Origin of the sequence: Amycolatopsis sp. NPDC059235 (assembly GCF_042754125.1) — a bacterium.
Classification (GTDB): Bacteria; Actinomycetota; Actinomycetes; order Mycobacteriales; family Pseudonocardiaceae; genus Amycolatopsis; species Amycolatopsis albidoflava.
This window is the reverse complement of sequence record NZ_JBHZAG010000019.1, coordinates 104,334-116,989: the sequence shown is the minus strand read 5'-3', so window position 1 is coordinate 116,989 and position 12,656 is coordinate 104,334. Positions and strand designations below refer to the sequence as shown.

The 12,656-nt window shown below is 71.7% G+C and carries 11 protein-coding genes; 4 read left to right on the top strand and 7 right to left on the bottom strand.

Features of this window, described 5'->3' with window-relative positions; genetic code table 11:
* The first annotated feature begins 110 nt into the window (after positions 1–110).
* Positions 111–1,625, top strand: a complete 1,515-nt coding sequence (locus tag ACFXI3_RS15670) for a Pls/PosA family non-ribosomal peptide synthetase (protein WP_378400053.1) — start codon at positions 111–113, stop codon at positions 1,623–1,625.
* Here the strand turns inward: ACFXI3_RS15670 and ACFXI3_RS15665 are convergent.
* Positions 1,622–2,458: an SDR family oxidoreductase gene (locus ACFXI3_RS15665; protein WP_378400052.1), complete on the bottom strand. Its 837-nt coding sequence runs from the start codon at positions 2,456–2,458 to the stop codon at positions 1,622–1,624. The two genes, ACFXI3_RS15670 and ACFXI3_RS15665, sit on opposite strands and share 4 nt — an antisense overlap.
* A 107-nt stretch (positions 2,459–2,565) precedes the next feature.
* Here ACFXI3_RS15665 and ACFXI3_RS15660 point away from each other — a divergent pair, with 107 nt between their 5' ends.
* Positions 2,566–3,498, top strand: coding sequence for a LysR family transcriptional regulator (locus ACFXI3_RS15660; protein ID WP_378400051.1), 933 nt, complete (start codon positions 2,566–2,568; stop codon positions 3,496–3,498).
* Positions 3,499–3,647: 149 nt separating this feature from the next.
* On the top strand, positions 3,648–4,115 hold the full coding sequence (locus ACFXI3_RS15655) for a hypothetical protein (protein ID WP_378400050.1): 468 nt from the start codon (positions 3,648–3,650) through the stop codon (positions 4,113–4,115).
* Positions 4,116–4,164: 49 nt separating this feature from the next.
* On the opposite strand, the gene ACFXI3_RS15650 is transcribed toward ACFXI3_RS15655, so the two are convergent.
* On the bottom strand, positions 4,165–7,431 hold the full coding sequence (locus ACFXI3_RS15650; RefSeq protein ID WP_378400049.1) for a hypothetical protein: 3,267 nt from the start codon (positions 7,429–7,431) through the stop codon (positions 4,165–4,167).
* Positions 7,432–7,629: 198 nt separating this feature from the next.
* A complete protein-coding gene (locus ACFXI3_RS15645) occupies positions 7,630–8,604 on the bottom strand; it encodes an alpha/beta hydrolase family protein (RefSeq protein WP_378400048.1) in 975 nt (324 codons plus the stop codon).
* 130 nt (positions 8,605–8,734) lie between these two features.
* Between ACFXI3_RS15645 and ACFXI3_RS15640 the strand changes: the two genes are divergently transcribed.
* Entirely contained in the window at positions 8,735–9,367 is a 633-nt protein-coding gene (locus ACFXI3_RS15640; protein ID WP_378400047.1) for a transglycosylase SLT domain-containing protein, read from the top strand.
* A gap of 28 nt (positions 9,368–9,395) precedes the next feature.
* On the opposite strand, the gene ACFXI3_RS15635 is transcribed toward ACFXI3_RS15640, so the two are convergent.
* Genes ACFXI3_RS15635 through ACFXI3_RS15620 form a run of 4 tightly spaced genes read right to left on the bottom strand, consistent with a single transcriptional unit; the run spans position 9,396 to position 12,571 of the window.
* Positions 9,396–10,079, bottom strand: a complete 684-nt coding sequence (locus tag ACFXI3_RS15635) for a hypothetical protein (protein WP_378400046.1) — start codon at positions 10,077–10,079, stop codon at positions 9,396–9,398.
* Positions 10,076–10,498, bottom strand: a complete 423-nt coding sequence (locus ACFXI3_RS15630; protein ID WP_378400045.1) for a hypothetical protein — start codon at positions 10,496–10,498, stop codon at positions 10,076–10,078. The genes ACFXI3_RS15635 and ACFXI3_RS15630 overlap by 4 nt, the downstream gene beginning before the upstream one ends.
* Complete coding sequence (locus ACFXI3_RS15625; protein ID WP_378400044.1) at positions 10,495–10,893, bottom strand: DUF6389 family protein; 399 nt, start codon at positions 10,891–10,893, stop codon at positions 10,495–10,497. The genes ACFXI3_RS15630 and ACFXI3_RS15625 overlap by 4 nt, the downstream gene beginning before the upstream one ends.
* Before the next feature lie 22 nt (positions 10,894–10,915).
* On the bottom strand, positions 10,916–12,571 hold the full coding sequence (locus ACFXI3_RS15620; RefSeq protein ID WP_378400043.1) for a hypothetical protein: 1,656 nt from the start codon (positions 12,569–12,571) through the stop codon (positions 10,916–10,918).
* Positions 12,572–12,656 lie beyond the last annotated feature (85 nt).

Genomic DNA, 12,656 nt, shown 5'->3' with positions numbered 1-12,656 from the left:
TTTGTTAAAACCACCCCGCCCCGGTCGGCCGCCCCCCCCGCGTGTGCGGCGGCCCGACCGCGGCCGCCGCGCGGGGCCCCCGCCCCCACGTCGGCTCCGGCCTGGCGGAAATGTCGGCCGCGACGGCCGGGCAGCGCATCCCGGCCGGGCAGTACTGGGCCGGTTCGCCCGCGCAGCGCTGTGCGGAGACCGACCCGCTCGTCGCGGCGTTGCGGGCGCGGGCCGGGCAGGCCCCGTCCCGGGCGTTGCGGGCCCGGTTCGCGGCGGCCTGGCTGGGCGTCGAAATGCTGCCCCTGGTGTTCCTCGCCCCGTCCGTCGCGCTCGGCAGCTGGCTGTATCTCACGCAGGGCGCTGTCGGCGGATGGTGGGCGTGCCTGCTCGCCGGACCGCTGACCGCGGGCACCGTGTGTTTCGTGGTCTTCACTGGCAAACTGCTCGTCCTTCCCGTCACCCGCCCCGGCGTCCGATACGTCGCCTCCTCGTTCGGACTGCGCAAGTGGATCGCGGACAAGCTTCTCGGCGCGAGCCTCGCCGCGACCAACTCGCTCTACTCCACGCTGTACACGCCCGGCTGGCTGCGCGCGCTCGGCGCCCGCATCGGGCCGCGCGCCGAGGTATCGACGGCATCCCAGCTCGACCCCGGCCTGCTCACGCTCGGCGCGGAAAGTTTCGTCGCCGACATGGCAGCGGTCGGAGCCGCGACGTACTGCCACGGCCAGGTCGCGGTCGGCCGCACGACAGTCGGGACCCGGTCGTTCCTCGGCAACGCCTCGTTCCTGCGCTCCGGCGCCACGGTCGGCGACGGCTGCCTGATCGGCGTGCACACCGCGGCTCCGGCGGACGGCAGCCCGGACGGCACGTCCTGGCTCGGCACCCCGCCGATCCGGCTCCCCCGCCGCCAGGACAGCGGCCGGTTCGCCGACGAGCTGATCTTCCGGCCGACCCGGCCGCGCGTCGTCGAACGGCTGGTCATCGAGTTCTTCCGGATCGTGGTTCCCGGCAGCCTGCTCGCCGCGGCCGGCTATCTCGTGCTGCTCGCCCAGCTGCAGGCCGGGAAATCGTCCGGCGTGCTCGCCGCCGTCCTCGTGACCCCGGCGGCGGCCCTGCTGAGCGGATTCGGCGTGGTGCTCGCGGTCGCCGCCGCGAAATGGCTGATCGTCGGGCGGTACCGGCCGCGCGTCGAACCGCTGTGGAGCCGGTTCGTGCGCCGCACCGAGTTCGTCACCGCGCTGTACGAAACCGCCGCCGTGCCCGCGCTGCTGGGATCGCTGGCGGGCACCCCGCTGCTGGGCCCGCTGCTTCGGCTGTTCGGCGCGCGGATCGGCAAGCGCTGCTGGATTTCGACGACGTACCTGACCGAATTCGACCTGGTCCGGCTCGGCGACGACGTGTGCGTCGGCCCGGCGACCTCGCTCCAGACCCACCTCTTCGAGGACCGGGTGATGAAAATGTCCACTGTGGACATCCGGCGCGGCGCGAGCGTCGGCGCGCGGTCGGTGGTGCTGTACGACAGCGTGGTCGGCGACCGCACGGAGGTGGACGCGATGTCCCTGGTGATGAAGGGAGAACAGCTTCCCCCGGGGACCGCTTGGCGCGGCATCCCGGCGCGGGGAGTGTCCGGCTAGCCCGCGCGGACGCGCAGGTCCTCGACATCCGCGGTGGCAGCGTTGTCCCGCTGAGCCTCGATTTCTTCCAGCCGCTCCCGCAGCGCGCCGGTCATCAGCCGCCAGGCATCCGAGCCCAGCACCAGGCGACGCGGCGGATTCGGCGACACCGCGGCGCGGATGACGCCCGCCACCGTGCGTTCCTGGCTGTCGGTCATCTCCTCGACCGGGATCGGCTCCTGGTCGGCCGGCCCGCCTCGGTACGGCGCGCTGACCGGCACCCGGGTCGCCGCGTCGAAGAACCCGGTGCGGACCATGCCCGGCTCGATCAGGGTCGTGCGGACGCCGAACGGCTCCACCTCCGCGGCCAGCGCGTCGAAGAAGCCCTCGATGCCCCATTTGGTCACGTGGTACAGCGAGAACGAGGGAAACGCGAGCTGCCCGCCCATGCTCGACATCTGCATCAGCAACCCGCCGCCCTGCGCTCGCAGGTGCGGCACCACCGCGCGGGCGAGCTGGATCGAGCCGGTCAGGTTGGTCGCGATCATCTGGTCGATCTGCGCGTCGGTCAGGTCCTCGGCGGTGGCGAACACGCCGTAGCCCGCGTTGGACACGACGACGTCGATGCGCCCGTGCGCGGCGAACGCCTCCCCGACCACGGCACGCACCCGCGCGGTGTCGGTCACGTCCAGCGCCCGCACCCAGAGGCGGTCGCCGTAGCGCGCCGCGAGGTCGTCCAATTGCTCGGGACGGCGCAACGTGGCCGCGACCCGGTCCCCGCGCGCCAGCACCTGCTCGACGAGTTCCCGGCCCATCCCCCGGGAAGCACCGGTCACGAACCAGCTTTTCGACATGATCGTCTCCTGTCTGTTTGAGCCTGCTGGAATCGGCAACCTCAAGCATGCCAACAAAACTCCATGCTCAGGATGACACTTCCGGATCGAAGCCATACGCTTGCCGTATGGGTGAGGTAACCGTGTCCGGGCTGCGGGTCGTCCGGGAAATCGCGCTGACCGGATCGTTCACCGCGGCGGCGCGGCTGCTCGGCTATTCGCAACCGGCGATCTCGCGTCAGGTCGCCGCGATGGAGACGGCGACCGGATCCGCGCTGTTCCTCCGCGAAGGCCGCGGCGTGCGGCTCACCCCGGCGGGCGCCGTCGTGATGGACCACGCGGGCCGGATCCTGGCCGGCGTCGAGGCGTTGCGCCAGGATCTCTCGGCCCTGGACGACCGCTTGTCCGGCCGGATCAAGCTGGGCGCCTTCCCCGCCGCGACCGCCGTCCTGGTCCCCCTGGCGATGGCCCGGCTGCGCACCGAACATCCCGGCCTCGAAGTGACGCTGGCCGAAGGACCGACACCCACCCTCCTGCGGCAACTGCGCGCCCGGCGCTTGGCGCTGGCCGTCATCGGCGCCGGCACCGGGCTCCCGGACTACGACCTGTCCGGCCTCGGACAAGAGATCGTGTCCGCCGGCGGCCTGTGCGTCGCCGTGCCCGCCGGCCACCGGCTCGCGAACACCGACACCGTCCCCGTCGCCGAACTCGCCGGCGAAACCTGGATCGCCGGTTCGGGCACCGGCGGCGACCCCCAGTTCCAGGCTTGGCCCACCCTCGCCGACCCGGTCGTCGGCCACGCCGTGCGCGGCTGGCCCGCCCGGCTCGGCCTGGTGGCCGCGGGACTGGGCGTATGCCTGGTGCCGGAGGTCGCCGCACTGTCCATCCCGGCCGGGGTGACCACCGTCGACGTCGACGACCCGGCCTGGCTCGGCCGGTCGACTGTCGCGGTCACCCCGCCGGACCCGGACGCCGAGACTGCCGCTGTGGTCGCCGCTCTGCGCCACGCCGGCGAGGAAATCCGGCACCGCCGCCGGAATCCCGCGCGGCCCGGGACGTAATGCGCGAACCGCCCAGCGCGTTGTTCACCACCGGTTGTTCACGTCTGCGTTTTCCGGCGGTGAACAACGGGGCCGCCCTACAACGAACTCCGGACGGGCCCGAGGCCGTCGACGCGACGGCCGCGGCAACGGGTCCGGAAAGGGGAATCATGTTGCGGACAATCGTCACCAGGGCGATGGCAGTCGCCGCGGCGGGAATGCTGCTGGCGGCGCCCGCTGCCTCGGCCACGACAGCGCACGTCCGGGCCGGCGACCACCTGACCGGCGCGTTCGTGAAGTTCCACACCACCGACAACGACAAGGACGGCGATTCGCACGTCACTGTCTTCGTCAAGGAGCGGGACGGGACCATCGCCGCGCGCGTCGACAACGATTTCGGGCGGTTCCCGGACAACAGCGACAACGGCCCGTTCGGGCTGGAGATCGTGGACCCCGCCTCGCGCGACGACTTCGCCGGTGGGCAGGTCATCGTCCGGATGGACCCCAAGGGCCACGACACCTGGGAGTTCACCATGTACGTCGAGCTGCAGTTCGACAACGGCCGCAAGAAGAACGTGCAGTCGGAGAACCTCCGGCTCACGCAGGACGGCCGCCAGCAGGCGTTCCCGATTCCCTGACGGTTGGCGCCGCGTTGTCCTCCCTCTCGGGGCGGGGAGGACAACGCGTTCAGGGACAGGGCGGCCGGTAGTCCAGTTCGGGGAAAGAGGCGTCCCATTCGGCGCAGCTGATCCGGGGGTAGCCGAGCGCGCAGGCCCGCGCCGCCGCCCGCTGCGGCCGGGACCGGTCGGCGACGTCCCACAACCGCACGGTGCCGTCCCAGCTCGCGGTGGCCGCCAGCCGCCCGTCCGGGCTCAGCACGGCCCGGCTCACCGCGGCCGTGTGTCCGGTGAGGACACTCAGCTCGCGCGGGCGGGCGGGATCGGCGAGGTCCCACAGCCGCGCGGTCCGATCGCGGCTCGCGGTGATCAGCGACCGCCCGTCGCGGCTGAACTCCGCGGTGAACATCGCGTCCGGCTGCCGGATCGTCGCCAGCGGCCGGGGCCGCAGCGGATCGGCCGCGTCGAGGAGGCGGACCGTGCGGTCCATGCCCGCGGTGGCGATCATCCGGCCGTCGGCGGAGAACGCCGCCGAGACGACGGTGTCCGCGTGGTCGGCGAGCGGGAGCGCCGCGAGGTCCGTCAGCCGGAGCGTCCGGTCGCCGCCGCCGGACGCGAGCGTGCCGCCGTCCGGGCTGAACGCCAGCGCGTAGACGGTGTTGGTGTGGCCGGCCAGCGCGGCGATCCGCGGCGCGCGGGCCGGGTCGGTGACGTCCCAGAGCAGCACGGTGTTGTCGTCGCCGGCGGTGGCGAGCAGCTTCCCGTCCGGAGAGAACCGGAGCGCGGTGACGGCCGCGGTGTGTCCAGCGAGGACGGACACCCGCCGCGGGCGTTCCGGATCGCTGACCTCCCACAGGTTCGGCGAGTAGTCCCGGTCGTCGGCGGTGGCGAGCAGCCGCCCGTCCGGGCTGAACGCGGACCTGCTCTGGCCGTCCACAGTGGACATTCGGCGGGGCTGTGCCGGATCGCGCACGTTCCACAGCGCGGTGCCGTGGTCCGGGCCGGTGACGGCGAGCAGCGAGCCGTCCGGGCTGAGTTCGGCGGAGCGGACCGAGCCCGCCGAGACGGGGACGGCGCCGACTTCCCTCGGCGCGCGAAGGTCGGTGAGATCCCACAGCCGCACCGTTTCGCCGCCGGTGGCGAGCAGCCGTCCGTCGCGGCTGAACGAGACGGCGGTGACGTTCGAGGTGTGTCCAGTGAGGACAGTCAGCCGCCGCGGGCGAGCCGGGTCGGCGAGGTCCCACAACCGCACCGTGCGGTCCGCGCCCGCGCTGGCGAGCACCCGGCCGCCCGGCCGGAACCGTGCCGCACCGGTGTTGTCGCCGAGCGTGCCCAGCTGCCAGGGCTGGAAGGGATTGGCGACGTCCCACAGCCGTACCGTGCGGTCGGCGCTCGCGGTGGCGAGCAGGCGCCCGTCCTGGCTGTAGCTCGCCGAGTAGACCCGGTCGGTGTGCGCGGTGATCCGCGCGGCGTACGGCGTCGCGAACGTGCTGAGCAGGCCGTCGCGGGTCTCCGGCATCGGAGCCAGCCGGTACGCGGCGAGACTCAACTGCACCGAGAGCGCCGGATTGGTCGCACGGATCGCGGCGGCGTCCCCAACCGCCTTGCGGGCGAGCGCGGTGTCGCGCCGTTCGGTTGCGGTGTTCTCCGCCCGCACCGCGACCGCGATGGCCCCGGCGGCGAGCAGCAACAGCACCCCGAGCAGCCCGGCGAACTGCTGCAGCCTTCGGGTCCGGCGGCGCACCGCAGCCTGTTCCCGGGTCCGCGCGGCCAGGCTGGCGGCGAGGAATTCCCGCTCCGCCGGATTCAGCGCTCCGCAGTGGTCGCGCGCCCAGTCGTCGGCGAGGGTGAGCCGGGTGCCGCGGTGGAGGGCGCCGGGGTCTCGGTCGACCGCCTCCCACGCCTTGGCCGCCTCGGTCAGTTCCCGGTGCACGCGCAGCCCGTCGCGGTCTTCGGCGAGCCAGTCGCTCAGCCGGGGCCAGTTCCGGATCAGCGCTTCGTGGGTGATCTCGACGGTTTCGCGGTCGATGGTGAGCAGCCGAGCCGCAGCCAGCACTTCGAGGACCGCGGCGTCGTCCTCGCCGGTGTCCACTTCGGCCAGGTCGACCCGGCGCTTGGTGTCCTCGGTCCCCTCGCCCAGCGCCGTCAACCGCACGAACAGCCGCCGCGCGATCTCCCGCTGCCGCTCGGTCAGTGCGGTGTAGACCGTCTCGGCGGTGCGGGCGACCGCGTGCTCGATCCCGCCTGCCGCCTCGTACCCGGCCACGGTCAGCGTTGCGCCGCTTCGCCGCCGCCAGGTCTCCAGCAGCGCGTGCGAAACCAGCGGCAGCACCGAGGGCCTGCCGACCGCGTCCGCGACCAGCCGCGACACCAGCGCCGCCTCGACCATGCACCCCGCGGCCGCGGCGGGCCGGGTGATCGTTTCCCGCAGGTCCTCCGGGGTCATCGGCCCGACGAGCACCTGCGCGCCGCGCAGCGCGTCCACCAGCGCGGGATAGCGGGCGCAGTGCCCGTAGAAATCCGCCCGGACCCCGATGACGACGCGAGCCCTGCTCGTCGGCCCGGATGCCGCGGCGACCAGCGCGTCGATCAGCCACTCCCGCTCGTCCTCGGCACGGCAGAGCGTGAAGACTTCCTCGAACTGGTCCACGACGAGCAGCAGGTCCACATCGGACGGCCGGTCCGCCATCGCCTGCCGGATCAGCAGGCGCGCGTGTGCCGGATCGGCGGCGAGTTCGGCCCGCAGCGCGGGCGCGGACCTCCCGGTCGGCCCGGCGAGCGCGACCGCGAGCTCCTCCACCGGACACGCGCCCGGGGTCAGCACCACCACCGGACTGCCGCCGCGTTCGGCCCGCGCCGCGAGCCCCGCCCGCAGCACCGAGGACTTGCCCGAGCCCGAGGCGCCGAACACCCCGGTGAACCGGCGCCGCGCCGCCAGGTCCGCCAGTTCCTCGACCACCCGGTCCCGGCCGAAGAACCGGTCCGCCTGAGCCGCCTGGAACGCGGCGAGCCCCAGGTACGGCGCCCGCTCTCCCGGCTCGTGCTCCTCCGGCCCGGCGGACCGCTCGGCGGCGATCTCGGCGATCAGGGCGTGCCAGCGCTCGCGCCACTCCTCGACGTCGCCGCCGCAGCCGCGCACGTAAGCCAGCGTCACCACCAGACTGGGCACCCGGCGGCCGCTCGCGGCCGTCGACAACGCGGCCACCGAGTAGTTCACCCGCCCGGCGAGCTCGCGGTACGTGGGAGTGCCCGCTTTGTCCCGCAACCGGCGCAGCCCAGCGGCGAACCTCCCCAGCGCGCTGTCCTCCGCGTCCAGCGGGCGCTCACTACGCGGCACCGTCACGCTCCCTCGACCGATGCCATTGTTGACAGCCGCGTTGTCCACCGTCCAGCTTTCCGGCGGCAGACAACACTGTTGCCTTACCAAGATCTCCGTCCGAACGGTCAGGCCGCGCGGAGATTCGGGGCGATCTTCGGGCCTCAAGTGGCGAGATCGACCGATGTGTCGAATATGCTTCCCGAGTTGCTTCAGCCCTTACCGCAGGCGGCTGGAGAAGAACGACACGATCTCGCGAGCCGCGTCGCCGCGCTGCTGAGCCGGCGTCAGCTTGCCGACGCAGCTCGCGGGCGCGTCGTCCTCGCCGCCGATTTTGCCGGGCGACCATTCGGTGTTGTAGAAGTTGTGGTTCGCGCCGGCGAGCGTCACCGAGCTGACGTCGGGGTTCTTTCCCTTGGCGTCCTTGACGTATTGCAGGCCTACCGTGCCGACAGCGCCGTCACAGCTGCTGACTACGACCTTGAACGGCACCCGGGTGACCAGGACGTCGCTGTTGTCGTCCTCGGTCGAGTTGAAGTAGACCGGCGCGAGCGGGACGACCGCGCGGATCCGCACGCCCGCGGGCCATTCCGGCGTGTGTTTGTCGGAGGCCTGCCACATCACGCCCTTGCCGCCGCGGGAATGGCCCATCGTTCCGACGCGGGAGAGGTCGACGTGACCGCGGAACCGCCCGAGAGTGCTCGCCAGGGGGCCTTCGCCGCGGGCGAGGTCGCGCCACAGCTGCAGGTGCTTGTTGACCAGGTGGGCGCGGGCGAAGTAGCCCTCGTCGCCGAGGACGTGCGCGTTGATGGCGTTGGCGCTGATCGACACGACGACGAAGCCGCGTTCGGCCAGTTTCTCGCCGAGGTAGTCGTAGCCGCGGTAGCTCGGCAGCGTCCGCTGTCCCGGCGGGCAGGGCCAGTCGCCGCCCGGGGTTTTCGCGACCGGGTCCTGGCAGCTCCACCAGCTGCCGTGCTCCTGGACGATCAGCGGATGCGGGCGGGCGCCGAGGTCGCGCGGATAGTGCACGACGGCGGCCAGCTCCATCGGCACGGACACGGTGGGGTCGTGGAAAGCCTGATCGCCGAGGTTGTACTCGACGACGCCGACGCCCTGCGCGGCGGACGTCTGCGGTGCCGCAATGGTCACCAAGGCCAGCGCCAGTACGGCGAAGGCCATGCGAAGGAAGTTCATGGCGCACAGGGTGCCGAAGAAGTGTCAAGGACTCATGAGCGTCGGCCGGGCCGGTCGCTTCGCGAACTTGGCCGCCGAACGGCGACTTCTGCCAAGGTGGAAGCATCGAGGCGGAGGAAAGGCGGACACGATGCGGAATTGGCGAAGATGGCTGGCGGCGGCGGTGCCGGGATTGTGCCTCGCCGCCTGCACTGGCGCCACCAGCCAGCCGGAATCCGCACCGGCGGCCCCGAAGACGCCGGTTTCCGCGACGTCGGCCCCCTCGCTCAGCGGAAGCCAGGACACGGCGAAGTTCGCCCCGACGGCCCGGAAGCGCGCGCAGGAGGCCGGGGTGTCGCCGCGGCTGGTCATGGCGATCCTGTTCAACGAGTCGTACAAACCGCACGACCCTGGTCTCGAGCGCGCCTGGCAGCGGATGAAACCGGGAGCCGCGTTCGGGGTCGCGAACATGCACGAGGCGACCTTCGACGCCACGAAGAAGGGCCGGGCGTTCGCCGGGCGCGCCTGGGACCAGCTGCCCGACGATCCGGACCTGGCGATCCAGGCCGAAGCCTGGTACCTGCACGACCTGGCCGCGCAGCTGCCCTCGCACCGGTCCGGCTCGATCACCTCCGACGAGCTCCTCGCGCTCGGCTACAACGCCGGGCCCGGCGCGATGAAGACCTTCGCGCGCGGGACCAAACCCGGCCCGCAGGCGCAGTCCTATTTGGACACACTGCGCGGGAACTGGGGAAAGGCGGACCAGGCGCTCGGCGAGGCCTGAACGGATTCGCGTCCCGGCGGGCCGGCGCTCACCCGACGTCCGGCGAAGGAATTTTGACCGACCGGTACCCGGTGCCGTCGCGGCGCGGCGTCCAGCGTCGCCAGTGCTTGGCCGAGAGCCGCACCGGGGCGTTCTCCCGCACCTGGGCGGCCGCGGCGTCCAACCGGTCGTCGCCCGGGAACGAAAGCCACAGCGACAGCGAGGAGGACGCGGAGCCGATCGTCGCCCGCACCCCGGAGGCGCCGAGCGTCCGGCCGTATCCGTCGACCGCGAACCCAGCAGTGTCCTCAGTGGACACTTCGGCGTACGGTTCGCGTGTGCCCGCGTCGACCAGACGCACGGGAATGTTCAGCACCAGGCAGGCAAGGGACCGACTGTATTGCGTGACGTCCTCCGGCCCAGCGGCGTCGAGCGCATCGAGAACCGCGCGCACGCTGTCCTCCCGGACGCCCCATTCCCGGTGCGTGCGCACAGTTCGCCTCGGCCCGCCGAGCAGCTCCGCCGCGATTTCCTGCCAGCGTTGGGTCCGCTCGCCGGGCCCGCCTGCCCAGAGCTGGAAGGTCAACGCCGATGCGCCGACAGGCTCCGTGCAGGCGTCGAGGAACGCGCGCACTTTCGCGTGGGCCGCCGAGGGCTTGCGGATGCGCAGCGCGTGCGCGCCTCCCGAAGCAGCCGGAAGACCGTCGTAGGTCACGATGTCCGGACGGGTCATGATGGCGCCGCACCTGAGGCGTTGTCCCGAAGGAAGGCGAACCGGGCTCGCTCAGATTCCGCGTCGAAGTCGGGAACGCGCGCCGCTACGCGTGTGACGAGTTCGTCGAGCGCGGCATGCACGGCCGGGCGCAGCAGCGCGGCTGGATCCGTCGTCTGCAGCGCTTCCTCGCTGTTGAAGCGAAGCTCTCCGCTCACAGTGCGCTTGGCGAGCATGACCCGGGGCCGACGCAGTCCGGTCGGCTCGGTGACGACAGAGAGATCGCCGCCGACGGTCACGAACAGGTCGAAGTCGAACTGCCATCCGAGCCGGCTGAGTTCGGCGCGGATCCGGGTCAGTTCGGAGATCACGTCGAGTGGGATCGCCGGTCCGCCGTAGACAGTCCTGAAGGACAGGCGGCCCGGAAGCACCGTGCTCACGCGGCGGTTCCGATCCGCCAGAAGCCCTCGGGCGCGCCGGCGGGCATCAACGGCGTGATCCACTGCGTGACGACGTCGATGACAGCCGCTTCGAGGTCGTCTCGCGTCCACCCGCGCGGGCGCGGCGGAACTTCGGGCGCCCAGCCGTCTTCGCCCCACACCACCCCGAAAAGATGCCGATCGTCGTCGAACCGCCGGTCGAGCGCGAACGCGTCGCGCCCCTCGAAGCGGGCCCACACGTCGAACGGGCCTTCGCCGTCCTGATCGACGAAGACGTCGATCACGATGCCGTCGGCGCCCGCCGCGGCCCAGAATTTCTCGAGCCTGGCGGAAATTTCCTGCGCCGCGACGCCGAGGATCCCGGTCACCGCGGCCCGGTAGTCACCAGTGTCCACGGGGCGAGCTTATCGCCGAAGGTCAGGAACGGGTCAGAAGCGTCCAGTCCGCCGTGGACTCGGCCACCCGGAAGTGCTGCGCCAGGTAGCCGCCGTAGATCCGGGTCATCGCCTCGACGGTGTCCTGGCAGCAGCCCTGTCCGGCCCGCAGCTTCGGCACCATGACCCACTGCGCGTCCCGGAAAACCTGGTCCGCCGCCGGGTGGGTGCGTTCGTCGAAGCTGATCTCCAGGTCCCACCAGAGCGGGCCGCCGGTCACCGGCGCCAGATCGAGCGCGAACGCGAAGGGGTTGGCCAAGGACATGCTCGCCACGCGATCACCGGGCCGGAGATGCCGGCGCAGCAACGCGAGACCGTCGTCCAGCATGGCCGGGACCTCGGAGGCGTTGCGGTACGCGGTCTGCCACGTCGCGTCGGCCGGGACGACGAAGTCGCCGAGGTGCGGGCTGGCGATCCGCTGCGACGGCGGAGGAACGGCGACCACATCCTGGCGTGCCGCGCTGATGCCGAGCGCGAGCGCGTCTTTCCCGGCGATCGGCGCCGTCGTCACGACGAGCAGCAGGACGAGCCCAGCGAGCAACGGCACCGGAATCCGGCGGCCGCCGTCCCCTCCGGTCCAGCGCGGCAGCTCCGGTTTCAAGACCGCCACGAGCACGAGCGGGATGACGACCAGCGCGGCGAGGTCGGACTTTTCCGGGCTGTCCGCGGCGGAGATCACGACGCTCGAACCGAGCACGAACAAGGTGATCAGGAGAAGACGCCACGGCCGCGCCGAATCTCCGCGCCGTCGGGCGAGGAAGAAGAGACCGGCCACGACGAGCAAGGCGAGCGCGCCGACCGGAGCGTTGTACGCGACGGCGTGCAGCAGCAGACTCAGCCGTTTTTCGCTGCCCTGTGCGGCGAACGCCGTCGCGACGTCGCCCGCGTAGCCGATCGGGCTGATCCCGAAACCCAGCCAGAACACCGCCACGATCAGCCCGAAACCGGCGGCCAGGCCAGGCAGCTCCCGCGCGGCGAGGGTCCGCAGGAACAACCCGAGCACTACCGCGACTACGCCCATCAGGAAGAAGTTCGCCTTGTCGTAGGCGAGCAGTCCGAGCAGCAGGCCGAGGACGGCGCCGTCGGCGAGCGGCCGCCGGGTGCGCGGCCGGAGCAGCACGGCGAGCAGAAGCGCGGAGTAGAGCAGCCAGCCGAATTTGTTGTAGAGCATCGCGTAGGTCGTGGTGCCCGGCGAGTAGCCCGGCGGCCGGACGGAAATGACCAGCAAGGCCATGAAGACGGTGAATCCTGTCGCATACCCGCCGGGCAACCGCCGATGGGAAACGTATCCGGCGAGCACCGCCGCGACCGGGAGAAACAGCAAACAGCCGTACGTGACTGCGGCAAGCGAAGGAACCGCTTGCATCTTCATGCCGAGCGAAGTCAGCATATAGACCAGCGGGCCGATGGCGTTCGAGAAATCGGTTCCCGGAACCTGCCCCTGCGCGATCCGGTACCCGCCGTCGAGCAGGATGAAATTGTCCCACGGCGCCACGAGCGCGACCGGCCCGAGCCACCAGGAGTACAGGCCCAGCAGGACAACTCCGGTCACTGTCAGCAGCGGCCACCGCACCCGCCGGCGTTCCTCGGGCACGGAAACCTCGGAATCGCCGAGGCGGACATCATTTTCTGCCGACATGCGTTTCCCATCCCCGGGATTCGTTCGACTGATCATTTCGGGGCGGCAGAGACCCGGCCGCCCCGCGATGCCTCGTAATCGAGAC